The sequence below is a fragment of the Devosia sp. genome (genome assembly GCF_036676215.1).
Taxonomy (GTDB): Bacteria; Pseudomonadota; Alphaproteobacteria; order Rhizobiales; family Devosiaceae; genus Devosia.
In genome coordinates this window covers 21,288-45,358 of sequence record NZ_JAKFDJ010000077.1, presented here as the reverse complement: position 1 = coordinate 45,358, position 24,071 = coordinate 21,288, and the positions used below count along the sequence as shown (strand labels likewise).

At 62.7% G+C, this 24,071-nt stretch carries 21 protein-coding genes; 8 read left to right on the top strand and 13 right to left on the bottom strand.

Going from position 1 to position 24,071, the window contains the following annotated elements; all coding sequences use genetic code 11:
* Positions 1-569 precede the first annotated feature (569 nt).
* The 3 genes from V6M52_RS08760 to V6M52_RS08750 form a co-directional block, all read right to left on the bottom strand.
* Positions 570-866 (bottom strand): hypothetical protein, encoded by a 297-nt coding sequence (locus V6M52_RS08760; protein ID WP_332700738.1) that lies wholly within the window; start codon positions 864-866, stop codon positions 570-572.
* A 494-nt stretch (positions 867-1,360) separates the two neighbouring features.
* Positions 1,361-2,548: an O-antigen ligase family protein gene (locus tag V6M52_RS08755; protein ID WP_332700737.1), complete on the bottom strand. Its 1,188-nt coding sequence runs from the start codon at positions 2,546-2,548 to the stop codon at positions 1,361-1,363.
* A 651-nt stretch (positions 2,549-3,199) separates the two neighbouring features.
* Entirely contained in the window at positions 3,200-3,442 is a 243-nt protein-coding gene (locus V6M52_RS08750; protein ID WP_332700736.1) for a hypothetical protein, read from the bottom strand.
* 235 nt (positions 3,443-3,677) lie between these two features.
* Between V6M52_RS08750 and V6M52_RS08745 the strand changes: the two genes are divergently transcribed.
* From V6M52_RS08745 to V6M52_RS08730, 4 genes are read left to right on the top strand one after another with little or no spacing between them, the layout of a single operon-like run.
* Positions 3,678-3,836: a hypothetical protein gene (locus tag V6M52_RS08745; RefSeq protein ID WP_332689164.1), complete on the top strand. Its 159-nt coding sequence runs from the start codon at positions 3,678-3,680 to the stop codon at positions 3,834-3,836.
* Entirely contained in the window at positions 3,794-4,957 is a 1,164-nt protein-coding gene (gene wecB, locus V6M52_RS08740; protein ID WP_332689161.1) for a non-hydrolyzing UDP-N-acetylglucosamine 2-epimerase, read from the top strand. The genes V6M52_RS08745 and wecB overlap by 43 nt, the downstream gene beginning before the upstream one ends.
* 29 nt (positions 4,958-4,986) lie before the next feature.
* Complete coding sequence (locus V6M52_RS08735; protein WP_332700735.1) at positions 4,987-6,801, top strand: hypothetical protein; 1,815 nt, start codon at positions 4,987-4,989, stop codon at positions 6,799-6,801.
* Positions 6,798-8,294: a glycosyl transferase family protein gene (locus tag V6M52_RS08730; protein ID WP_332700734.1), complete on the top strand. Its 1,497-nt coding sequence runs from the start codon at positions 6,798-6,800 to the stop codon at positions 8,292-8,294. Before V6M52_RS08735 ends, V6M52_RS08730 begins: the two co-directional genes overlap by 4 nt.
* Here the strand turns inward: V6M52_RS08730 and V6M52_RS19965 are convergent.
* The 5 genes from V6M52_RS19965 to V6M52_RS08705 all read right to left on the bottom strand — a co-directional run bounded on the left by V6M52_RS19965 (position 8,228) and on the right by V6M52_RS08705 (position 13,550).
* The gene (locus V6M52_RS19965; RefSeq protein ID WP_442881834.1) at positions 8,228-8,473 is read right to left on the bottom strand and encodes a hypothetical protein; all 246 of its coding nucleotides are present in this window, start codon (positions 8,471-8,473) and stop codon (positions 8,228-8,230) included. The two genes, V6M52_RS08730 and V6M52_RS19965, sit on opposite strands and share 67 nt — an antisense overlap.
* A gap of 450 nt (positions 8,474-8,923) precedes the next feature.
* Positions 8,924-9,907 (bottom strand): ABC transporter permease, encoded by a 984-nt coding sequence (locus V6M52_RS08720; protein ID WP_332700733.1) that lies wholly within the window; start codon positions 9,905-9,907, stop codon positions 8,924-8,926.
* 7 nt (positions 9,908-9,914) lie between these two features.
* Positions 9,915-10,901, bottom strand: coding sequence for an ABC transporter permease (locus V6M52_RS08715; protein ID WP_332700732.1), 987 nt, complete (start codon positions 10,899-10,901; stop codon positions 9,915-9,917).
* Positions 10,898-12,427: a sugar ABC transporter ATP-binding protein gene (locus V6M52_RS08710; RefSeq protein WP_332700731.1), complete on the bottom strand. Its 1,530-nt coding sequence runs from the start codon at positions 12,425-12,427 to the stop codon at positions 10,898-10,900. Before V6M52_RS08710 ends, V6M52_RS08715 begins: the two co-directional genes overlap by 4 nt.
* A 64-nt stretch (positions 12,428-12,491) precedes the next feature.
* Positions 12,492-13,550, bottom strand: coding sequence for a sugar ABC transporter substrate-binding protein (locus V6M52_RS08705; RefSeq protein WP_442881835.1), 1,059 nt, complete (start codon positions 13,548-13,550; stop codon positions 12,492-12,494).
* A gap of 557 nt (positions 13,551-14,107) precedes the next feature.
* Here V6M52_RS08705 and V6M52_RS08700 point away from each other — a divergent pair.
* The gene (locus V6M52_RS08700) at positions 14,108-15,133 is read left to right on the top strand and encodes a LacI family DNA-binding transcriptional regulator (protein ID WP_332700730.1); all 1,026 of its coding nucleotides are present in this window, start codon (positions 14,108-14,110) and stop codon (positions 15,131-15,133) included.
* Between the two features lie 9 nt (positions 15,134-15,142).
* On the opposite strand, the gene V6M52_RS08695 is transcribed toward V6M52_RS08700, so the two are convergent.
* The 5 genes from V6M52_RS08695 to V6M52_RS08675 all read right to left on the bottom strand — a co-directional run bounded on the left by V6M52_RS08695 (position 15,143) and on the right by V6M52_RS08675 (position 19,976).
* On the bottom strand, positions 15,143-16,039 hold the full coding sequence (locus tag V6M52_RS08695) for a GntR family transcriptional regulator (protein WP_332700729.1): 897 nt from the start codon (positions 16,037-16,039) through the stop codon (positions 15,143-15,145).
* Positions 16,040-16,158: 119 nt separating this feature from the next.
* A complete protein-coding gene (locus V6M52_RS08690; protein WP_332700728.1) occupies positions 16,159-17,181 on the bottom strand; it encodes a zinc-binding alcohol dehydrogenase family protein in 1,023 nt (340 codons plus the stop codon).
* A 73-nt stretch (positions 17,182-17,254) separates the two neighbouring features.
* Positions 17,255-18,178, bottom strand: coding sequence for a sugar ABC transporter substrate-binding protein (locus tag V6M52_RS08685; protein ID WP_332700727.1), 924 nt, complete (start codon positions 18,176-18,178; stop codon positions 17,255-17,257).
* Positions 18,179-18,258: 80 nt separating this feature from the next.
* On the bottom strand, positions 18,259-19,008 hold the full coding sequence (locus tag V6M52_RS08680) for an ATP-binding cassette domain-containing protein (RefSeq protein WP_332685805.1): 750 nt from the start codon (positions 19,006-19,008) through the stop codon (positions 18,259-18,261).
* The gene (locus V6M52_RS08675; protein WP_332685807.1) at positions 19,005-19,976 is read right to left on the bottom strand and encodes an ABC transporter permease; all 972 of its coding nucleotides are present in this window, start codon (positions 19,974-19,976) and stop codon (positions 19,005-19,007) included. The genes V6M52_RS08680 and V6M52_RS08675 overlap by 4 nt, the downstream gene beginning before the upstream one ends.
* 426 nt (positions 19,977-20,402) lie before the next feature.
* On the opposite strand from V6M52_RS08675, the gene V6M52_RS08670 reads away from it, so the two are divergent.
* The 3 genes from V6M52_RS08670 to V6M52_RS08660 all read left to right on the top strand — a co-directional run bounded on the left by V6M52_RS08670 (position 20,403) and on the right by V6M52_RS08660 (position 24,046).
* The gene (locus V6M52_RS08670) at positions 20,403-21,419 is read left to right on the top strand and encodes a substrate-binding domain-containing protein (RefSeq protein ID WP_332685810.1); all 1,017 of its coding nucleotides are present in this window, start codon (positions 20,403-20,405) and stop codon (positions 21,417-21,419) included.
* A 75-nt stretch (positions 21,420-21,494) separates the two neighbouring features.
* Positions 21,495-23,027, top strand: a complete 1,533-nt coding sequence (locus V6M52_RS08665) for a sugar ABC transporter ATP-binding protein (protein WP_332700726.1) — start codon at positions 21,495-21,497, stop codon at positions 23,025-23,027.
* Between the two features lie 95 nt (positions 23,028-23,122).
* Entirely contained in the window at positions 23,123-24,046 is a 924-nt protein-coding gene (locus V6M52_RS08660; RefSeq protein ID WP_332700739.1) for an ABC transporter permease, read from the top strand.
* Positions 24,047-24,071 lie beyond the last annotated feature (25 nt).

Genomic DNA, 24,071 nt, shown 5'->3' with positions numbered 1-24,071 from the left:
TAGACCGGAACTCGCCTTATCACCATCCCTGCACCGAACGGGCGTCGCATGCGCGGACAGCGGGGTCAAGGACGTCAGGGCAAGTGGCGCGATCTACCTGCCGCTTGCCGCAGCATTGCCTCGCCAATCCGGGTAAAGATAGAGCGAATGAGTGTTGACCTGGCTCAAGCGCCGACCTTCTTGAGTGCATGCAGGGCCGCATCCAGTCCCCATTCCAGGGCATTTTCCGCGGCAGCCCGGTTGTCTGCCTCGACATAGCAACGCAGCTCGGGCGCATTTCCGGAGGCGCGGTACGGGTAACGCCGTGGGGTCGAAAGTGCGCAGCCGCGGCTTCCGGTTGCCTCAGCTGTTCCAGAAAGGCGGCGCTGTGCGCCTGCTGGACGCTTTCGAGTCTGTCACTGCGGGCCGTCCGCAGGGGAAGGCTGTCGACCAGGTCGGCCACCGACTTTTTCTGACGCGCGGCCAGTCCTATCGTGCCGAGCAGGGGCAGCACGGCGTCCCGCGTCATCAGACGCTCCAGCTTGGGGCCGCTCGCCAGATCGTTCCCCAGCAGCGTTCCGCCATTGGCTTCAAAGCCGATGACGCGCTGGCCGCCTGCTTGGATGACCTCGGTCATAGCTTGGTGAGCCCACGCGGGTGCGATACACGTCCCCGAAGCAGCCAATGGCTTCGATCGCGGTATTGGAAGTGACCGGCGTTACCACGCTGTCGGCCGCAACGAAGATTGCCGTCAGCAGCCCGAGCACGTCGCCGCGCACGAAACGGCCTGCGCCGTCTATCAGCAGGGGACGGTCGGCGTCGCCATCGGTGGAGGCGATCGCATCGAGCCTGTGCTGGCGCACCCAGCCTTCGAGCGGCTGGAACACGGGTCGGAAAGCGCCTCGGTGTCGACGGCGATAAAGCCATCGATGCGCCCGAGGCGCGTGATCTCGGCGCCGAAGGATGCCAGGATTTCGACCAGCAGGTCGCGACGACGCTGGAATGCTCGAAAACCCCAATGGATGATCGATAACGGGACGCTGACGGAGCGTCATGGCGGACATGGTGGGAAGGTGGATTTGGTGCGCCGGGCAGGGCGACCCTGCCGGCGGCCAGCATGACTGGCTCAGCGACAGTGTTGAGCCGAAATTCCCTCCGGCAACCCCTCGGTTTGCGGCAAATGCTCGATAACGCTGCGCCCCTCGCCCCTCGCCCACCGCCTAACGCGCAAGCTACGTCATGGACGCGGGGCTCAAGTCATCCGATGCCGGGCAGGGCAGCGGCCTCAGCAGGGCCGTCACCGCTGCGTAGGCGGTATCACGCGAGATGGCAGTCGAAACATCTACATGGAAGGCTCGCGGATCGAGTCGCAGGTAGACTGCTACAAGGAGAGGCGTCCCGCTCGGACCAGGAAATAGCCCAATGCGACCGCATAGATCACCGTCTGCGGCAGGATGCCGAAGGCGGCGTTGCTGACCCCGAGGGTAAACTGGCCAGTCGTCAGCAGTATCGCGCCCAACACGATTGGCCGATCATGCCGCGCCTGGCGGTCAACCAGCAGGAGCAGGGGCGCGGCCAACAGCAGCAGCCAGGCCAGCAATCCCAATGTCCCCGCCATGGCGGCGAAGTTGGCCCAGTCGGCATGAAGGTTTTCGAGGCCCGTGCCGACGACAAGGTCGGGAAACATGGTTTCTGCCGTCACCATGATCTGCCCCAGGCCGACGCCGACAATGGGTGACGTCCTGAGGATTTCGATGGCTGACGCATAGAGCGCCGCCCGGATATCGTCGGAGCCGCCGGTGAAGCGGAAGATATCCAACCCGCTTTGCATGATACCCACGACCCGGGCGTTACCACTGCCCACCAGGTAGACGGTGATGCAGAGAGCAATGCCAATGCTGACTAGGACAGCAACCCGAAACAGCTTGTCTCGCCACAGCCACACGGTCAGCGCCAGCATGCCAACGGCCGACATAGCCAGCGCGCCCAGCATCGGCCCGCGCGAATCGGCAATCACAGCGCAGCCAAGCCCGAAGACAGGCCCCAGAAGGAAGAGGTAACGCCAGTTAGCCGTGCTTGAGACGACCCCGATCATGGCCAGACTCCCCGACATGGCGGCCAGTGTCGCATAGTGGATGGGATTGTTGCCAAGACCCGGCCGATAGAGGCCGAGCACAAAATACTCATAGCCGCCCCCGACCAGGGCAATGAATGATCCGACGAGGCAGATCAATGCGAAAACGGTGGGGCTGGGGATCCACCTTGCTGGTCGCGCCAGCACGCCCAAAGCGATGGTGGTCAGCATGGGCAGGATCAGCACAGGCGCCAAGAGGTCCTGCGGGCTGCGATAGACAAAGGGCAGGACCCCTGCCACCAGCACAATGGCGCCAAGAATGGCCAGCGAAGTGGGGTGCAAAAAAGCTGTCCGTTCGCGCCAGCCATATCCCAGGAGCGCCAGAATTGCTGCGAGCAGGGCGATATAGGCACCGATATAGGCTGGATAGCCCGGTGGCAGAATGGTCGCGGCAATGGCAATCACCAGGAGCGCGCTGGCAAGGCTGGAAGGCACTGGTCGATCCTGCTGTTATCCGGCAATCGACCAGCGATCACCCGTTCACCGGCTTCGTCCAATAGCGGGTCGTCGGCTCTCCGTCAAAACTGGATAGCAGGTTCAGCCGCAAGAGGGGTCAAGGCTGTCATTCAATCCACGGCCTCGCCGTGCCGCCCATAGCTCAGGTGCAGGCCGGCAGGAAATCGCCGACGTCCTCTGCTGGCGACGTGTTTCGGATAGCGATCGATGACGTTCGCCTGTCGATGCTCAAGCTTGGGTCGTTCTGTCGTCTTTCAACCTGGTCCCGAGCACGCGTCGATCCGCTGCCAATTCACCGCATTTGATCGCCGCCAGGAAGGCAGAGGTTACGTTTGGGACAGTTTTGGGACAAAACACCGTACCAAGAGCGACAAAACCGTCTTCCGTTATACAATAACATCTGTTATATTTCAGGCACTTACAAAATTCAACCAAGTGGTAAAATAGGGTCATTTAGCTCTCCGAAGGCAGAGGCCGCAGATTCGAATTCTGTCGGGCTTCTGGACACGCGCAGCGAACGGCGGACGTTCAACCCGATATGCCTGGGTCTCTAGCTGGCCAAAGCGGGCGCAAGACGGACAAGAAGCTAAGGTCCGATGCAACTACAGAGCGCCAAGCTACCGATAGCGTTCAGACGAGCTGGTGTCGATTGATGTAAGCCAGGAGCAACGGTGCGGCAAGGAGCGTCGCAAGGCCCGCCAATGGGTTGGAAGCGATCAGCAAGAGGCCGATCCAGGCGGAGAGCAGCAGCGGCACAGCGCGGCGGGACTGCGGCTGCTCTCCGGGAAGCCCCAACACTTCGGCGGTTGACAGGACGCGCCCCTGGCAGAGAACAGCCGGGGCATTGGCAATTGCCGGTTGCAGCGTCGCCACGCAAGATTGCTCCAAAGCCATCACCGCCTCGCTTGATCAAGGCGACCATGACGCGCAAAAGCTTCGTCCGGCTTGAAACGCGGACCTGCATTTTAGTGGATCCAGCAAGGTATTGTTAATTGCAGGACATTTTGTCTGGAGCCTTTAGCTCGTCATCTGCGTTTGCTCGAACACGGGTTGATGGTGTTGGCGAGCAAGCCGTGTCCGAAAGCGAACCGAACCGGACCGGTCAAGTATGCTTCTGCCCATATTGGCGCTCTTTGCCAGCTTTGCGGCCACCACGCTCCTGAGCCTGCTCGGCGCCTATTTCGCAGGCGTAACCGGAGCGGTGCTGGGCATGGTTGTGGGGATATTCCTGGCGTTCCTGCTGATGGCGGGGAGGGCGGGGCGCTGATCACACACAAGGCGCATTGCATTTGTGTCGTCGGTACGCGGCCCGAGGTGATCAAAATGGCGGCCCTGATCGCGCGCCTCGATGGTAGCGACTGGGCCCGGCCATTCGTGGTGAGCATCGGTCAGCATGCCGAACTGCTTGATCGGGCCATGGCTGATTTTGGGCTGGTGGCCGATCACCACGTTTTCATTGACCGGCAACGCGGCTCGATCCTCGAAGTGGCATCGCAGGCCATGGACGGCCTCGATGCGCTACTCGACGGCATGGATGCCGCTTGCGTAATCGCCCAGGGCGATACGACCACAGTGATGGCAACCGCACTTGTGGCCTTCTACCGAAGATTGCCCTTTGTGCATGTGGAGGCCGGGCTGCGCACGGGGGACATGCAGGCCCCATTCCCCGAGGAATTCAACCGCCGGGTGGCGGCATTAGGGACGCGCCTACATTGCGCGCCAACCGAGGGGTCAGCGCAAAACCTTCTGGCCGAGGGCGTCCCCGAGGCCGATATCCTGCTCTCGGGCAATACGGTCATCGATGCCCTGCTCGCCACCGCCGCGCAAAGGCCTGACCTGCCGGCCGATTTTCTCAAGGTGCCGCGCCCCATTCTGGTAACGGCGCATCGACGCGAGAGTTTTGGCCTGCGGATGGAAGAGGCTTTCGGCGCCCTTCGCGCGGTGGTAGAGCAATACGCGGATATCGGCCTCTTTTTTCCGGTCCATCCCAATCCCAACACCCTGGCACTGGCGCATCGGCTGCTCGGCGGGCATGATCGCATCGTTCTGACGCGGCCGCTGGCCTACCCACAGCTGGTGGCAGCCATGCAGGCTAGCTGGATAGTCGTTACCGATAGCGGCGGCCTACAGGAGGAGGCGCCGGCCCTTGGCAAGCCGGTATTGGTATTACGCGATGTCACCGAGCGGCCGGAAGCGATAGCCAGCGGCGCAGTCCAGCTGGTGGGCACCGATCGGAGCCGGATCCTCCGGGCGATCGAGAAACTCTATACCGATCCGGCGGCGTATGCGCGCATGGCAAAGCCGGTCTTTCCCTATGGAGACGGTAAAGCGGCGGAGCGAATTGCCGCAGCGATTCGGCAGCGCATCGTCGTAGTGAATGAAGGTTGAGCGCTGCCCGCGGCGCCAGGAGTTCGACAATGCGTAAGACCCTGCTGCCTGTCCTGACGCTGCTTGCCCTGACCGGCCCTGCCATGGCCGAGACCGTGACGGTGGTGACGACCTTGGGCGAACGCGGTCTTGCCGAGGGCTTCCTGTTGTCGGGTCGCCGGGCGTCGAGCTTTTACCTGCCGCTTCCGGCGGGAGCAGCAAATATGCGCATTGGCATGAAGGCGCGGGCGGTGGTGCCAAACCTGCAGCGCGGCAGCGTGGTCATCATCGTCAATGGCCAGCCTGTTGACGCGCTGCGGCTCAGTGAGAACCCGCGCGCTCGAATCGTGCTGCTCGATACCGTGATCAATGAGGGCGGTGCATTTCGTGCGCCGGCGCTCGACCTGCGCTTTCGCGCCGACTTGATTGCCCATGCCGAGTTCTGCGCCGACCATTTCGATCCGGCCGACACCCTGCAGGTCCTGCCGGAAACCACGATTGCCTATGACGTTGATCTCAACGCGATCACCACGCTCAAGGATGCACTGGCGCTGCTGCCGGGGCAGCCGGAGGTGGAAGTGGCTTTACCGCTAACGCCGGGCGCGAGCGCGGCGGCGCTGAAGCTCTCGGCCATGCTCGCCAAAGGGGGCTATCGCGCGCGTTTCACCGACAAGGCGGATGCCGATGCCCCGGCTGGCATGCGCCTGGTTGCGCCCAGCACGGATGGGACGATCCGGCTTGAATACGAGACGGGCAGGCTGCGCATCGACGTGCCCGAAAACGCCGATATCGCCGCTTTTGCCCGGCTCTGGCAGGCGGCGCCCCTGGCACTGTCCAGCGAGGCTCTGCGGGTGGAAGGCGCGGTCGTCGCAAGCAGCGACCCCGTGAGCGGCTTCTGGCCCTTCCCCGCGCTGCCGGAGCCACTGCGCGTGGTGCAGACCGGCGAGCTGGGACTCGATTTCCCCATGCTCGACGGCAGTGGTCGCCGCGCCAGTCAGACCAAGCTCCGCCTGACGGTGGCGCCGGACTGGTCGGATGCCAATCCGGTGATCACGCTCTATCTCAATGGCCAGTTGATCGCGGCGAGCCGGGCGGAGATCGGCGAGAACATTCTGACCACCACCCTGCCCGCGGACCTGCTGCGGCTGTCGAACCGGCTAAGCGTGACGGTGGACCGGGCCCACGCCGAGGGTTATTGCCCCGGCCCTAATCCGGGCCATGCCGTGCAATTGCTGCCCGGCACGGGGATCGACTATGAAGGGCGCGCCACCGGGGGCTTTGCCGTCGTGGCTGGCGCGCTGCGCCAGGGCGGCACGCTGGTTCTGCCCGAGGCGGCCAAGGATGAGGGCGGGCTCGCCTACCTGACATTGGCGTCCCGCGTGCTGAGTGGGCTCGGCGTGGGCGCGGCCCCAGTCGAGGTGCGTTTCGGCGAAACCTCCATGCCTGCCGGCCCGATCCTGTCCATCACTCCCGCCGGCGCCGACGGCCTGGTATTGCCAATGGGCCAGCCAGACGTGACGCTTTCGACTGACCAGCCGCTGGCCAGCCTTACCGCCGATGCGGATCGGCAAAGGCTTGATATCCGCGTGCTCGAAGGCCAGGAACCGCCGGATCCGGCCGGAATTTACCTGGGAAATGGCAGCGCTGCGCTGGTTGGGCCGGAGGGGGTGATTTGGCAGGATACGCCGGCCGGTAGCGATCCTTCGATTTTGCAGCGGGCGCGCGAACTCTGGCGCGATCTCGTGGACGTGCTTCGCACCGAGAGCGCACTCTGGGGCCTGATCGGACTGATGGTGATCGCCGTGGTGGTGGTGATGGCTCGGGCGCTGCTCAAGCGCTTTTCCCACCGCGAAGCCTCAAAATGATTGACCTGCTGCTGGCGCTGGCCACCTATCAGCGCGTCGTTGAGATGCTGGCGGTGGGGATCACGGTTCTGATCCTGGTCGCCAGCCTAGACGACCTGCTTGTCGACGTCTGGTACTGGCTGAGGAGCCTTTACCGCTGGTTCTGGATTCACGCGCGGTTTCCGCGCCTGAAGGCAGAAACGCTGGACGCCAAGCCGGAGCGCCCCATCGCTATCATGGTGCCCGCATGGAAGGAGAGCGAGGTCATCCAGGCCATGCTTACCACCTCGAATACGCTGATCCGATATTCGAACTACCACTTCTTCGTGGGCGTCTACCAGAACGATGCCGAGACCATTGCCGAAGTCGAGTCGGCGATGGCGCGCTTCGGCAATGTTTCGATGTCGGTGGTGCCGCGCGATGGGCCGACCAGCAAGGCCGATTGCCTCAATGTGGTGTTGGCCGGCATCCTGTCTTACGAGCGCCGGACCGGGACCCCCTTTCTTGGTATTGCGCTGCATGACAGCGAGGACGTGATCCATCCCTACGAGCTGAAACTCTTCAACTACCTGCTCGACCGCATGGACCTGATCCAGCTGCCGGTCTTCTCGTTTCCGCGCGGCCTGCATGAACTGGTGGCAGGCACCTATATGGACGAATTTGCCGAATGGCATTCCAAAGACCTGGTGGTGCGCGAAGACATGACCGGGGTTGTGCCCTGCGCCGGGGTCTCGGCCTGTTTTTCGCATCGCGCCATTGATGCCCTGCGGCACCAGCGGGCCGGTGAGGTGTTCTCAACCACCAGCCTGACCGAGGATTACGACATCGCCTTCCGCCTGGCCAAGATGGGCATGCGGGAGATCTTCGTGCGCCTCCCGATTTCGTTGGTGGTCGAGGCGGTGGGGCCGGGCGGAATGCCCGAGATCACCCGGCGCAGCATGACGGTTGCCACCCGCGAATTTTTTCCCGAGGATTTCCGCGCTGCCTACCGGCAGCGGGCGCGCTGGCTATTGGGCATCGCCTTCCAGGGGTGGACGCAGCATGGCTGGGAGGGGAATCTCGGCGCGAAATACTTCTTCTTGCGCGACCGCAAGGGGCTGATCACGGCGCCGGCAGCGATCCTTGCCTATTTCGCTATGTTCAGCCTCCTTGTGGCGCATGGCCTGTTCCAACTCCTGCCCGCGACCGAACGGCCACCCTATGCGCTGCTCGATTCCGAGCTCTACAGGACGCTTTTATGGGTGAACCTAATTCTGCTCGGCAATCGGCTGGCGCAACGCACCTTCTTTACAACCCGCATCTACGGGATCTGGCAGGGGCTGATGGCGGGACCGCGAATGGTCGTTTCAAACCTGCTGAACTTCTTCGCCACGCTGCGCGCCGCCGCCATATTCGCGCGCCACAAGGCAACGGGAAAGCCGATCGTCTGGGACAAGACAACTCATTCCTATCCGTTCCAGATCGCACCCGACAACTCGCTCGTCAGCTCCTCATCAACGCATCCGGGGTTGTAAGCATTTCGTTTGACGACAGGCAGGCTATCGAAATCCGCTCGCTTCGACAGGTAGGCGCAGAACGGCGATCTATAATCCTCAAGTTCCATGATCAAGGCCTCGTGCCGCGCCAGGGACACGATGACCGGGAACACATTGGGGTGGCTCGCCTTGAAGCCCTCGGCGATCTCGGTGAACATGGCCAGGTGCGCCTCGTTAGCGCTTCAGATCGTCATGCGCAGATTGACGGCATCCTGCGCCTAGGCGGTGCCGCCCCAGGCGAGAGGTACCATGAGGCTTGCCAGTGCGACGCTGGACTTGAGAGCTGTAAACTTGGACAACTGTTCCTCCTGTTGTTGGCTCAACAAAGCGAAAGCAGACGTAGAATTTAGCTCGGAGATCGGGGTCGGCAGCGCGCATGTAGGGGTATTCTGTCCGGCCAGCTCGACGGTGGTGGGGCTGTGCGGGGCAGTAAACGACATCGGCGCAGACGGGCGTGCGAGACCGTAGGGCAGATACCGACCCCGAGTCGGACGTTAAGTTGTCGGGGTCTCCCCAAAACCAGACCTGGGGGAGGCCATCAGCCTGGGCGCCTCTTCTTGGAAACGACAACTAGGTCGCCCCCACAGGGCAATCAGGTCACTGTTGAATTATCTGCCGGACTTCTCTCGCCCATAGAGCAGCAGCATGACGATGATCACCCCGCCATAGATGATCTGACGGCCGAACTCGGCGATCTGCATCACCGAAAGGATCGATTGCAGCAGGGTGATGAGGACTACCCCGGCGATGGTGCCGAGATAGTTGCCCCGCCCACCCAGGATCGAGGTGCCCCCCAGCACCACGGCGGCAATGGCCGGCAATAGATACGCATCACCCATCGATTGCGCGGCCTTGCCGGCATAGCCGGCCAGCAGCACGCCGCCGAATGCCGCGAGGCCACCGCAGAGGGCAAAGGTGAGCATCACCACCCGCTGGGTCGGCACGCCCGAAAGGTAGGCGGCGGCCTCCTTGTTGCCGATGCCATAGATGGCGCGGCCAAAGGTGGTGCGGCCGAGCAGGAACACCGCCAGGGCACCGGTGATGGCCCAGACGATGACGGCGTTGGGAACGCCCAGTATCGTGCCAGCTGCGAGATAGCGCATGGCGGGCGAGGCGCTGTCCTGCGGGGCGAAGCCACCGGTATAGGCCACCATCAGTCCCTGCGCGACCGCGTTGACCGCCAGTGTGATGATCATGGAGGGGATGCGCAGATAGGCGACGCCGATACCGTTGACCAGACCCATCAGCACGCCGCAGAGCACGCCGAACGGAATGGCGAAGACCTCGCCCATCGGCCCATAGGCCGTGGCGGCCGAAGCCATCATGGCGCCCAGTGTCACCGCCCACGGCACAGACAGGTCGATCTGGCCCAAGAGAATCACCAGCATCATGCCGGTGGCGATGACGCCGAGAAAGGCGCCGACCTTGAGCTGTTGCAGCAGGTATTCGGGCGACAGGAAGTTCGGAGAATAGAGGCTGCCGATCAGCAGCAGCAGGATGATGCAGCCAAAGGCGGTCGCCACCGGCAGATCGATGCGGCTGGTCCAGCTGGAGCGGGGCACTGGAGTGGCGTCGAGTTTTTCGGTGGTCATCAAGGCCTCAGGAGAACAGGTCGAGCCGGTTGCGCACCTGGAACAGGCGGGCCGAACCCAGCGATACGGCCAGCAGCAGCACCACACCCTGGAACAAGGGCTGCCACAGCGGGTCAAAGTCAAAGACGAAGAGCAGGTCGCCGATGGCGCGGAAGGCCAGCGCGCCAAAGATGGCACCGATGGCGCTGCCGCGCCCACCGAATAGCGACACGCCGCCCAGCACCACCGCAGCGATCGAGCTCAGCGTGTAGGTATTGCCATTGGCCAGCGACGCCTCGCCTGAATAGGTGAAGAAGGTCATGAACAACCCGCCCATGGCGGCAAACAGGCCACTCAGCACATAGGCAGTGAACTTGGCCCGCATCACCGGCACGCCGGACATATAGGCGGCTTGTTCGGACGAGCCTACCGCATAGACGGCCCGGCCGATCACCGAGCGGCGGAACGGCATCCAGACCACGAGAACCAGCACTATGAGGACCAGCAGGCTGGCCGGAAACACGCCGAACACCTTGCCGGTCAGCGCATCCGCCAAGTCCGACGAAAACGCGTCCGCGCTCCCTGGATAGGGCCTGATCCATAGCGCGATGCCAAAGAACACCGCTCCGGTGGCGATGGTGATGACGATGGGCTGCAGCCGCCCATAGATGACCAGCAGGCCATTAAGTGCGCCACAGGCAAGGCCGGTCAGCAGTACGCCGCCTACGCCCAGGGCCACCGTCAGCGGCGTGCCCACCAGCAGGTAGGAGGCGAGACAATTGGCGAGGATGAAGATCATGCCCACCGAGAGATCGATGCCTGCGGTCAACACCACGAAGGTCTGCGCCATGGCGACTAGCGCCAACAGCACCCCCTTGTTGGCCGCGGTCTGCACCACGTTGGGCGTGAACCCCGCTGGGTGGTTGGCGACATAGAGTGCGAACATGATGATGAAGATGGCCAGCGCCAGCAGCATGCCGCGCTGCTCGACGAAGCCGTAACGCAGCCCGTTCATGCCACGGCCTCCTGATGGTCGATATTGAGCGCCGATGCGATCAGCGCATGTTCGGTGATCTCGCTCCCGACCAGCTCGCGCTTGACCGCCCCATTATAGAGCACCAGCACGCGGTCGCAGCAGCCGATCAGTTCGTCATAATCGGTCGAATAGAGGATGATTGCCGCACCCTCTGCCGCGAGCTGCCGCAGGAGGGCATAGATCTCCTGCTTGGTGCCGACATCGATACCGCGCGTCGGATCGTTGAGCAGGATGATGCGCGGCTCCACCATCAGCCATTTGGCGATCACCACCTTCTGCTGATTGCCGCCCGACAGCGATCCCACCGGACTGGCGGGGCTCGCCGCCTTGATGGCGAGCAGCTTGATCATTCGGTCGATAGCGGCACTCTCGGCGCGCCGGTCGACGATGCCGCCGCGCGAAATCTGGCTCATCGCGGCAAACGAGAGATTGTCGCGCACCGACATGGGCAGCATCAGCCCCTCGGTCTTGCGATCTTCCGGGATCAGCGCCATGCCGATAGCTGGCGCCTTGGCCGTCCGCGGCCCGTTGATCACCCGCGGCTTGCCGTCGATCAGCACTTCGCCCGAGACCCCGCGCAGCACGCCGAACAAAGCCAGCAGCAATTCGCGCTGCCCCTGTCCATCGAGCCCGCCCAGGCCCACCACCTCGCCGGCTCGCGCCGTCAGCGACACACCGTTGAGCCGTTGCATCCAGGTGAGGTCTCGCGCCTCCAGCACCGGGGTCGCTGTCCGGTCGACATTATCGGCCTTGGGCGGGAAGACGGAATTGTATTCGCGGCCGATCATCAGCTCGACCACCTCGTCGTCGGTCTTGCTGCCGGCAGGGTAGGTGGCGATCTTGCGGCCGTTGCGGAACACCGTGCAGTCATCGGCCAGTTCGGCTATCTCGTGCATGCGGTGGGAAATGTAGAGCAGGGCGATGCCTTCGCTGCGCAGACGCTTGAGCACACCGAACACAGTCTCGACATCGGCCGCCGTCAGCGCCGAGGTCGCTTCATCGAGAATCAATACCCGCGGCTTGCGCGCCAGCGCTTTGGCGATCTCGACGATCTGCCGGCGCGACAGCGGCAGGTTCTTGACCAGTTCCATTGGATGGATGTCACCGCCGCCGGCGCGCTCCAGTGCCTCCATGGCAATGGCCAGCTGCGCCTTGCGGTCGATCATGCCGAAGCGGGTCGGCGGATTGGAAATGACGATATTGTCGGCCACCGAGAGATCGGGGATCAGCGACAATTCCTGGAAGATGCAGACGATGCCGGCGGCATTGGCCGCGGCGGGATCGGCGAAGCTGACCTCCTGCCCATCAAGCAGCATGCGGCCTTCATCCGGGGCCACGACGCCCGACATGATCTTGATCAGTGTCGATTTGCCGGCGCCGTTTTCGCCAAGGATCGCGTGCACCTTGCCGGCCCGGACCACCAGGTCCGCCTTGTCGAGGGCGTGCACACCCCCATAGCGCTTGGAAATGCCTTCCATGCGGAAGAGCGGAGCTGCATCGCTCATACCAGAGATACCTTTGCCCTGTTGGCCGCGGAGATGCCCCCGCGGCCGTGTTCCGTCCGCAAGCCTACTGGTTGGCCTCCGACTGGCCCATGATTTCCTGGGCGGTGAAGTTGATGCCGCAGGTGGGGAAGGCGTTCCCGACGAAGAAGTTGTCGGACTGGTCGGCGTAGAAGTTCTCGCCGTCCTTGAAGTCCGGGTCTTCGACGATGGCCAGCGGCAACTTGACCGACTGGGGCACGACCTTGCCCTGGAGGGCATCGATAGCGGTCTTGATGGCGACGGCCACCTGGGCCGGGCCGGTACCAGCAGACGAGCACTTGAGCCCATCGGCCGAGTGGGCGGCGCAGAACTTGCGGAAGCCGTTTTCGGTTTCGCCACCAAACGGCACGAAGGCATGACCGGCGTCGATCATGGCCTGCACCACGCCGGTATCGCCGCCCTGCGCGGTGATGCCGTCGAAGGCACCCTGCACGGCGATGGCGTCGGCCGTGGCTTTCTGCGCCGTGCCGTCATCCCACTTGCCGACCACTTCGAAGATCTCGAAGGGCTTGCCGCTGGCCGTCAGCGTCTCGTGGATGCCATTGTGACGGTCGGTATCGACCGATGTGCCGGCCACGCCGCGCACTTCGAGGATCTTGCCGCCATCGGGCAGGTGGTTCACCAGCCAATCGGCCCACAGGGCGCCCAGACCCTTTTGGTCCACGTTGACGTTGATCGCGTCAGTCGTGTCGAGGATGTTGTCGAACGCGACCAGCACGACCCCCGCTTCCTTTGCCCGTTTGATCACCGGGGCGAAAGCCTGCGGGTTCTGCGCGTTGACGACGATGGCATCATAGCCGCTGTCGATGAAGTTGTTGATGGCCGAGATCTGGGCGGCGACATCTTCGCCGGTCGAGACCACCTTGAACTCGGACAGCAGTGCGGCCACCTCGGGCTGGGCGGCATAGGCCTTGGCCGTCTGGATCATCTGGATGCGCCAGGTATTGGCGATATAGCCGTTGGCCAGGGCGACGCGGTACGGGCCTTCCTTGGCCGGGAACTGGAAGAACTGGGTGTCTTCTGCCCACGGCACATGGCATTCGGGGTCGCTGGCGGGGCCGGCCACGACGGCGGGCTCGGCCATGGCGACGGTGCTGAGAGCCGTGGACAGCACAAGCGCAGAAGCGGTGCCGCCGGCAAGTTTGAGCAATGCAGACAAATTCATCGGTTTCCTCCCAAGAATTCAGGCCAAGCCGCTATGCCGCAGCAGCTACTCCCTCGGCTGTCTGCGTCGCCCCCTGAATGTACTTTGTCAATAAAGCGCCGTGCCGCTGCCATCAAGATAATTATCAATGATATTACTAATTACTATCACGCGTTGCGAGGTGCAGGATCGGGGTCGGACAGATGGCGCTGCCGTTCCTCCGGATCCAAAAAAGAAAAAGTGAACAATGCGGCCCATACGCCCCATCGGGCAGCGGCGCCATTGAGCCTGACGTCCGGGATGGCTATGATCTGTAACAACTTTTCTTGCTGCCAAGCTCCGGATCACCCCGCTTTTGCAGTCGAGAGTGCGTCGACGCCGAGGCGAACTATGATGAATTCAAGACCGTTCGGCCAAGCAGGCCTGCTGACATTGTCCCATCTTGTGGGAATTGGCCCGTGACAGGTTTGAAGCGACCAGCGCGTGGCCGGCCCACAATGATGGCGGTGGCCGCCGCGGCCGGGGTTTCCCAAGCCACCGTCTCCCTGGTGTTGAGCGGCAGCAAGGGAGCCAGGCTCACCGACGAAACCCGCCGTCGGGTACTGCAGGCCGCCCAGGACCTCGGTTACAAGTTCGTGCGCCGCGGCACGCGCGTGGAACAAGGCGGACAGGGCACCATCATCTTTGTGGCCGACGAGATAATCACCGACCCCTGGATGTCGCTGGCATTCGAAGGCGCTCGCGACAAGGCCCTCGAGGTCGGAATCAATGTGCTGATGTGCGTCAGTCACGCCGACGCGGACGTCGAGACCAATATCCTGGCCGGCTTTGATAAAGTGCCCATACTGGGCTTGGTTTACGGGACCATCCTGACCCGGCTGGTGCAGGTTCCCGCTGCGCTGGCCAGTCGGCGGATGGTTCTATTGAACTGCTACGACGAGGGCCGCGCCCATCATTCCGTCCTGCCCGGGGATGTGCTGGGAGGGCGAACAGCCACTGAGCACTTGCTGAAGGCGGGGCGAAAGCGTGTTGGGTTCATCAATGGCCAACAAGGCGTTGATGGCGCGCGAGACCGTCTAAAGGGCTACAAACAGGCGCTGGCAAGCAACGACATTCCCTTTGACGCAGCGCTCGTGCGTCCCGGCAATTGGGAGCCATCAGCGGGCTACGACATGACGCTTGAACTCATGGCGCTGGCCAATCCGCCTGACGCGATCTTCTGCGCTAACGACATGATGGCTCTCGGGTGCTACGACGCGCTGAGGCAGTTGGGTCTGGACGTGCCGAGCGACGTAGCCGTCATCGGTTTCGACGACCGCGAAATTGCCCAATACATGCACCCGCCGCTGAGTACCCTGGTCCTCCCCCTCTATGAAATGGGACGGGTGGCCGTCGAGCTATTGCTGGACGACGCAAGTGGCCTGCACTCCTCGCCAAGCAGCATCAAGGTAGAGTGCAAGCTGGTCGAACGAGACTCGACCCGCCATGGATACGCCGTCACATCCAAAGCCGCAGCCGGCTAAGCGACAGGGCTATTGGTCTGAGGGCGTGAGTGAACCCATCATCGTCCGCTGAGCCGACGCCAGATGTCGGGCGCAAGCCCGCCGAATAGCCCCCGGATCGCGGGTAAAAAACGCGGTTATATAGTCCAGGTGCTCGCCGATGGCGATCTCGTTTCGGTGCCGCTCGTCGCGCTTGTTCCACTGGTAGTGATAGTGAAAGATCAGCGTGATGATATCGTAGAAGTCGTCGATGAAGCGGTTTGGGGCGGCCGAGTTGATCAGCCTGTGAAACCGGTTGTCGAGATCGGAAAAGTCATGAAAGCGCTCATCGATGTCACGCAGCAGATCGAGGTGTTCGCGCTCCATGGCCCGCAGTCGGGTCCAGATGGGCGCTGTCGGGGGAAGCGATAGCAGGGCCATTGCCGACCTCTGTTCGAACATTTCCCGGATTTCGAACAGTTCAGATGCGAACGCCGTCGTGAAGCCCTTGAACAGCCAACCGGAATTGGGGCGCTTCTCGATCAGGCCGAAGCGGCTGAAGCGGTTGAGAAACTCGCGGATGCCGGTGGTCCCCACGCCAAAGACGCGCGCCAGTTCGAGTTCGTTGATCAGCGTGCCGGGCTTGGTGTCCCCGCGCAGCATCCATTCCATGAATTGCCGCTCCACCTGCGTGGAGGCCGCCATCGTTTCCTCGACGGGGAATCCCGCGTCGATTTGCACATCCCGGGCGACGACACGATTGCGACCCTCGCCAACCAGGTAGCCGCGCTCCGTCATGGTCACCAGCACTTTGCGAACCGTGGTTCGGCTCACACCGAGGCGCTGGCTCAATTCGGTCTCTGCGGGGACTGAAGCGCCTGCCCCGGCGGCCGCGACAATCCCAAGGGCATCATTGAAGGCCGCCTTGAAGACCGCATCGCTTTTCATCTTGTCCCCTAAAAGACCACTGCCGCAGCTGTCGGGCATTGACCGCGTCGTCGCTCGCGATCGAAGACCAACACCTGCGGCCGACGCGAGCGCGGCTTGATCGCCGCACCACCCGTCGCTCAGTCTATCTCGACAATAGCCTTGATCAATCCGGTCTTGTCGGACGCCCAGCGCGGCATATCCTGCGCTGCTGCAGCCAAAGTCGTGCGGTGGGTGATAAGCGCATCGGGGTTCACCGATCCGTCCCGGATTGCGCTGATTACGGTGGTGAAATCCTCGTCGGTGGCGTTGCGGCTGCCCAGCAGGGACATCTCCCGACGGTGGAAATCGGCGTCGACGAAGCGGATGTCACCCTTGACGACGCTGACCAATACGTAGCTGCCCCCATGGGCCACGAAGTTGAAGCCGCTCTCGATCGACTGTGCGTTGCCCGTGGCGTCGAACACCACATCGAAGCCGTCGCCATCAGTGAGCGTGTGGATCGCTGCCAATGACTCGTCACCGGCCACGATGGTCGAAATCCCGGCGACAATGCCTGAGGCTACGTTGAGGCGAGCCTGGTCACGGTCCATGACGGTGAGGTGGACGCCCTTTTGCGCGGCGAACAGGGAAACACCGAGGCCAATGGGGCCGGCCCCGATCACCAGCACGCGTTCGCCGCCGTCCAGTCTGGCGCGGCGAATGGCATGGGCGCCGATAGCCAGGAATTCCACGGTGGCGCAGGCATCGAGGCTCAGCCCCTCGGCGCGTATCAAGTTGACGGCGGGCAGGGTCAGCAGACCTGCCATCCCGCCGTCCCGGTGCACACCGAGTACCGAGATGGAGGTGCAGCAATTGGGCTTGCCGCGGCGGCACGCCACGCAGGAGCCGCAGGCAATGTAAGGGTTGACGACCAGCATTTCGCCGCGCGCAAAGCCGGAGGCGCTAGGCGCCTCGACAACTTCGACGGCCAGTTCATGCCCCATGATCCTCGGATAGGCGAGGAAGGGATGCTTGCCTTCGTAAATATGGAAATCGGTGCCACAAATGCCCATACGGCGGGGGCGGACCAGCACTTCATCGGCCCCGCGAACCGGCACCGGTCGGCGGACGAGGTTGAGTATGCCGGGCTCGGTGCATTCGAGCGCTTCCATAAAGTCCATGTGGCTTATTCCTAGTGCGTGGAAGGAGAGATGCGGAGGGCAGGGGTGTCCCGTCCTCCGCAAACGAACTGACCTACTGGAAGTCGGCCACGTTGGCGGTGGTCACCAGCCCGGCGCCAGTATCGACGAGAGGTTGAACTTCATCGCCGCGGATGGCCCTGACCAGGGTATCCACGCCCAGCTCGCCCATTTTGGCGGGGTACTGGGCGACGGTGGCGTCTTCCTGTCCGGAAACGATCTTGTCGAGCTCGCCACAGCAGGCGTCGAACCCGACCAGAACGATGGCGTCATTGGCAATGCCTGCATTCGCGATGGCCTGGCTGGCGCCAACGGCCGGCGGGCCGCAGGCTGCATAGATGGCCTTCAGATCGGGATTGGCCGTCAGCAGATCCTCAGCGGCCGATACGCCCAATTCCTGGGTGCAATTGGTGCTGTTCTTGCCAACGATCTCGATACTGGGTCCACCTGCCAGCCCCTTTAGCATGCCGGTGACGCGGTCATCAAGCGCCGGAACGCCAGGAACGCCCTCGAGAATACCCAGCGTGTCGCCATCCTTCAGCACGGTCTTGAGGTACTCGCCCGCGATCCGGCCGGCATTGTAGTTGTCGGTGGTGGCAAGCGCTGTCTTGCCGGTCCAGTCGGGGATATCGTTGTCCATCAGCACGACCTTGATGCCGGCGTCCACGGCGTTCTGAAGGGCTGGTGCCACAGTCGGATCGACCGGAGTGATGGCGATGCCCTGCACGCCCTGGGTGACCATCGATTCGATCAGGGCGATCTGCCCTTCGATGTCGGTACCCGATGCGCCCTGGCCATAGATGATGTCCACGCCCGGATTGGTCTCGGCGTAAGCCTTGGCTGCATTCTCCATGGTCGAAAAGAACTCGACCGGGAATTTGGTGATAAAGCCGATCTTGATACTGTCCTGTGCGATGACCGGGGAAATGCCGGCCAAAGCCAGGGCCAGCGCTCCCGCTACTATGCGTCTAAGTTTCATTGTGTCCTCCTTGAGGCCCGTCGCGAAGGCAACCGGCCGATATCAACGCTCCCTCCCGGAGCGCCGATTTGCTGACAGCGTCAGGCTCCGACGATCATCGCCACGAGCTCCTGCTGGTTGGTCTTGGTGGGTACGATCTCGCCGACCTTGCGCCCCTGCCGCAGCACCACGGCGCGGCTGGCCAGCTCGGTGACGTGCTCCATATTGTGGGTAATGAGGATCACCGCATTGCCCTCGTCGCGCAGCTGCGCCACCAGATCGAGCACCTTGCGGGCCTCGCGCAGGCCGAGGGCGGCCGTGGGTTCGTCCAGGATCACCACCTTGCGGGCGAAAACGCTGGCCCGCGCCACGGCAACGGCCTGTCGCTGGCCGCCCGACATGAGAGCGACGGTCGCGTCCTGCTTGGGCAGGATCACCTTGAGCCGGTCGAGCACGCGGGCGGTTTTCTCATCCATCTGGCGTGACTTGAGGAAGCGCAATCCGCGCGGCAACCAGGCGGGCACCGCGATTTCGCGGCCGGCATAGAAGTTCTGCGCGGGGGTCAGATTGTCGAACAGCGCAAGGTCCTGATAGACCGTCTCGATGCCGGCCGACCGAGCGTCGGCAGGCGAGCGGAGCAGGGTGGCCACGCCATCGATCGCAATGTTCCCGCTATCGATCTGGTGTACGCCGCTGATGCACTTGATCAGCGTGGATTTGCCCGCGCCATTGTCGCCGAGCAGCGCCAGCACCTCGCCGCGGCGAGCTTCCAGGCTGACATCGTCGAGCGCCAGGACCGGGCCGAACCTTTTGGTGGCATTGCGGACGCTGAGAATAACAGGATTGGTCATTGCAGCCTCGCAGCGCGCAGGGTGCGGACGCGACTTTCAAGATAGTTGCGCAGCACATCAGCCTCGACCGCCAGCACGATCACCACACCGATGGCGATGAGCTGGAAGAAGATGTCCACATTGAGCAGGTTGAGCGCGTTCCGGATGACACCGATCATCATGGCGCCCACCAGGGCATGCCCGATATGGCCCCGTCCGCCCAGAAAGCTCGCGCCTCCGATGATCACCGCGGCGATCGTGTCGAGCTCGAGCAGGTTGCCGAACAGCGGCGAGCCAGCATCGGTTCGTCCGGCCAGCAGGACCGCGCCGACTCCGGCACAGAGCCCGGCGATGACATAGCTCGAGATCAGGACGCCGCGCACCGGAATGCCCATTCGGGCTGCCGCTTCAGGCTGGCCACCTACCGCGTAGATCCAGCGGCCCCAGACCAGGTACCGCGCCATGACCAGAATCAGCGCCGCCACTCCGGCGACGACGAAGAACGAGGCCGGCACGCCCAGGAATGCACCGCCCCCGAGAAACCTTATGGCCTCGGGCATGCCGGGAATGGCCCGCCCATCGGCCAGTTGCAGGGCCGTCCCCTTGGCGATGCTGAGTGTTGCCAGGGTGATGATGAAGGGATGAGGCAGGCGCCCGAAAGTGTAGATCAGGCCGTTGATGGCGCCGACGCCTGCGCCGCTGACCAGCATGGCCAGGACCGTCAAAACGTCGGATCCGGTGGCCTTGTAAACCAGCGCACCGACCACAGTGGCCAGCGCAAGGTTTGAACCCACCGACAGATCGATGCCGCGGGTCAGGATCACCAGGTGTTGCCCCATGGCCACGACGGCAATGACTGCCGTCTGCGCCAGGATGTTGGAGACATTGCGTGGTGTCAGGAAATGCGGCGAAGCGATGCTGAGCACGACAAGCAGGATGATCAGAATGGCGATAGGGCCGGCGCTGAGCACCTTGAGCCAGATCGACAAGGCGGCTGCAGGCTCCCGCGATTGTCCCGCTAGTATGGTTTCGTGTCCGCTCACCGTCTATCGACCTGCGTCGCTCCCTGAACATGTATTTTATCAATAAAGCACAGTTTTGCTTCCAGCAAGGGGAATTATTAGTGATATTAGCAAATCATGATCACCGCCGTGACCTGTGGTGCCTGTCGAGTGCACGGATTCGTCACGCTTGGGCGAGAGCCGTGTGACCGCAACTGGATCGCCTTGCTCAGCATCCAGGGCCAACGGTGAGATTAATTTCAGTGCAGCAATTTTCTTGCAAGGTTGTTGACTCTGCCACGAACGCCTGCTTGTATCCGTTCATTGCGAAAAAATTCGCGATATGAAATTTCTTGCGTAGCAGGACATGAACCGCAAGGTCGGCCTGGGCGCAGAGGAAAGAGGAGGACACGTATGAAGACCATCGGATTGACCGGGGCCGCAGCCACGGTGTTGATGAGCCTTGCCTTGGCACCCAGCGGCGCAGCCGCGCAGGAGGGGTTCAAGTGCGCGCCGGGTGAGACCTACATCATGAATGTCATGGTGTCGGCGCACCCCTATTGGGTGCCTGTCTACCAGGGCTTCAAGCAGGCCGCCGAAGCCATGGGCTGCGAGACCATTTTCTCGGGCACGCCGGACTATGACATCACCAAGCAGATCGCTTCGTTCGAGCAGGACCTGGTGAAAAGCCCGGCAGGCGTTCTGCTGCATCCCATGCAGTCGGACCCGTTCATCGAGCCGATCAATCGCGCTATCGACAGCGGGGTGTCGGTCACGACCTTTGCAGCGGATTCGCCCAATTCCAAGCGCACCGCTTATATTACGTCGGACAATCTGGCCGAAGCCAAGTTCGCAGCCGAGGAGATTGTCGCCCAGGTCGGGGACGCGGCCGAATATGCCGTGCTGGAAAACCCGGGGCAGTCCAACCACGACCTGCGCGTCACCGCACTGATCGACTACATGGAAGCCAACTATCCCAATATGAAGCTGGTTGGTCGCCAGGCCAGCAACCAGGACAGCAATGCGGCTTATCGCGCTACCGCGTCCATGTTGCAGGCCAATCCCGAACTGGCTGCCCTCTGGATTCCCGAGGCCGGCTCGGCTGAAGGCGCCGTCACTGCAGTGCTCGAGGCCAATGCCGATGTGCTGATCATGCATGCCGACGTGACGCCGACGACACTCGAACACATCAAGGCCGGCAATATCCACATGGCCCTCAACCCCAACCAGGGCGTGCAGGGCTTCATGGGCTTCATGGTCACCTTCATGGGCGCGCATCCCGAGCTGTTCGATCCGTTCAACGACTACAAGGTGTCGGGCTTCAACCCCATGCAGGTGCCCTTCGTCGACAACGGTTTTGCGGTCATCACCAAGGAGAATGCCGACTCCTTCGACCTCAACACCTATATGGATGGCCGCGACCCCACCTGACGCTCAATATCCGAGCTGCCGCGTCGCCTCTGGGCGGCGCGGTCCCCAATATCCACCAGAACAAGGTCAGCGGACATGTCTGCGGACGCAGCACAAGTACCGATCCTCAAGATCACTGGCCTGGTCAAATCCTTCGGGCCGATCCGCGCGCTGCGCGGCGTCAACTTCGAACTGCGCCGGGGCGAAATCCATGCGTTGGCCGGCGAGAACGGTGCCGGCAAGTCGACGCTGATGAATGTCATCGACGGCATCCTCGCGCCGGACAGCGGCGAAATCCAGCTGGATGGGCAGGTCGTGACGATCAAGTCCCCTTCCATGGCGCAAAAGCTGGGCATCGGTTTCGTGCACCAGGAAATTGCCCTCTGCCCCGATGTTACCGTGGCTGAAAACATCTTCATGGCCACCACCAATTCCAGCCGCGCGCCGCTGATGAACTATTCGGCGCTGCAGGCAAAGGCGGCCGAGATCCTGCGCCGGTTGGGGGATATCGATCCCGCCGCAATGGTGCGCACGCTCTCGATTTCCCAGCAGCAATTGGTCGAGATCGCCAAGGCGCTGACGCTGGATTGTCGGGTGCTGATCCTGGACGAGCCCACCGCCGCTCTCACCGAGCGCGAGGCCAAGGTCCTGTTCGAGATCATGCACAAGCTCGCCGTGCAGGGCATCTCGATCATTTACATCACGCATCGCATGGCCGAGATATTCGATAATTGCGACCGGGTGACCGTGTTCCGCGATGGGCAGTACATCACCACCATGAATGTGGCCGAAACCTCGCCCGGCGCGGTGGTCAGCGCCATGGTTGGCCGGGTGATCGACGATCTCTATCCGCCCAAGCAGCGTCCCGAGGATCGCTCTGACGACATCATCCTCGATGTGCGCGGACTGACTGAAGCCAGACGCTTCCGGGACATTTCCTTTGCAGTGCGCAAGGGAGAGATTGTGGGGCTGGCTGGGCTCATCGGCGCTGGTCGCAGCGAGATCGTCAAGGGCATCTGCCGCCTCGAGGGCGAGGTCACTGGCGAGGTGAGCCTGATGGGACGTCCGCTGGCCCTGCGTCATTACGGCGACAGCATTGCCGAAGGGCTGGTCTACCTATCCGAAGACCGCAAGGGTGATGGCCTGTTTCTGGACATGTCTATTGCATCGAATGTCTCTGCCTTGCGGCTGCGGCAGGTCGCCAGCGCCGCCGGTATCATCGATGACGGGCGCGAGGCGGCACAGGCGCAACGCCTGGGCGCCCGGCTCAGTCTCAAATATGGCGATATCGGGCAGCCGGTATCTGCCCTTTCGGGCGGCAACCAGCAGAAGGTGGCGATTGCCAAGATGCTGTCGGTCGATCCCAAGGTGATCTTTCTCGATGAACCGACGCGTGGCGTCGATGTGGGCGCAAAGGCCGAAATTCACCGCATCATCCGCGAACTGGCAACCAGGGGCGTGGGCGTCGTCGTCATCTCCTCGGAGCTCCCCGAACTGATCGGGGTCTGTGACCGGGTGCTGGTGGTGCGCGAGGGGCGGATTGCCGGCGAGGTATCCGGAGATGACATGACGGAAGACCGGATTATCTATCTGGCCTCCGTCGGCAACGAACAGCAGCAGGTGGCGTGATGATGGAAAAGCCCGTGGCATTGGCGCAGGTGCCGTCCCAGACCGAATACGGGGGGACATCCGGCGTGCTGGGCGTGGCAGGCAAGGCGCTGCGAATGCGCGAAACCGGGTTGATCCTGATCATCCTGGCGCTCTTTATCGCCATGTCCTTCGCCTCGCCCTATTTCCTGACCTGGACCAACATGCGCGCCATGGCGATGGCCTTTGCCGTGGAAGGCATCGTGGTGGTGGGCATGACCATCCTGCTGATCTCGGGCGGTATCGACCTGTCGGTCGGCTCGGTGACGGCCTTGGCCATGGTCATCGCGGGCCTGCTGTTTCTCAACGGCATGGACCCCTGGCTGGCATCCGGCATTGCCATCGCGGCCTGCACGGCCACCGGCGCCATCATGGGCTTCTTCGTCACCAAGGTGGGCCTGCACCACTTCATCGTGTCGCTTGCCGTGATGGTGATCGCGCGGGGTCTTTGCCTGCTGGGGACCGGTGGACGGCCACTGGGTCTGTTCGAACTGCCCGAGAGCTTCAAGTTCATCGGTCAGGGCTCGATCGGCGTCATCCCCATCGTGCTGGTGATTTTCGTGGTCGTCGTGGTGGCCTTCGACTTCATGCTGCGGCGCACCACCATGTTCCGCAAGGTGTTCTACACCGGCTCCAATCCCAAGGCTGCCGCCTATTCCGGCATCCAGACCAAGCAGGTGGTCTTTGTCACCACCACGCTGTGTTCGGCGCTATGCGGCATTGCCGGCATCATCTACATGGCCCGCTTCGGCTCGGCCCAGCCGACCTTCGGCATCGGCATGGAACTCAATGTCATCGCTGCGGCCGTGATCGGCGGGGCGAGTCTGTCGGGCGGGACGGGGACGATCTTTGGTGCCATCCTGGGCACCATCCTGCTCTCGGTGGTTTCCAGTTCCCTCGCCCTGCTCGATGTCTCGGTCTACTGGCAGGACATCATCCGCGGCTCCATCCTGCTCAGCGCCGTAACCATCGACCATTACCTCAACAAGAGACGCGGCTAGTTCTGTTCTATCGGGCGACAGCTGT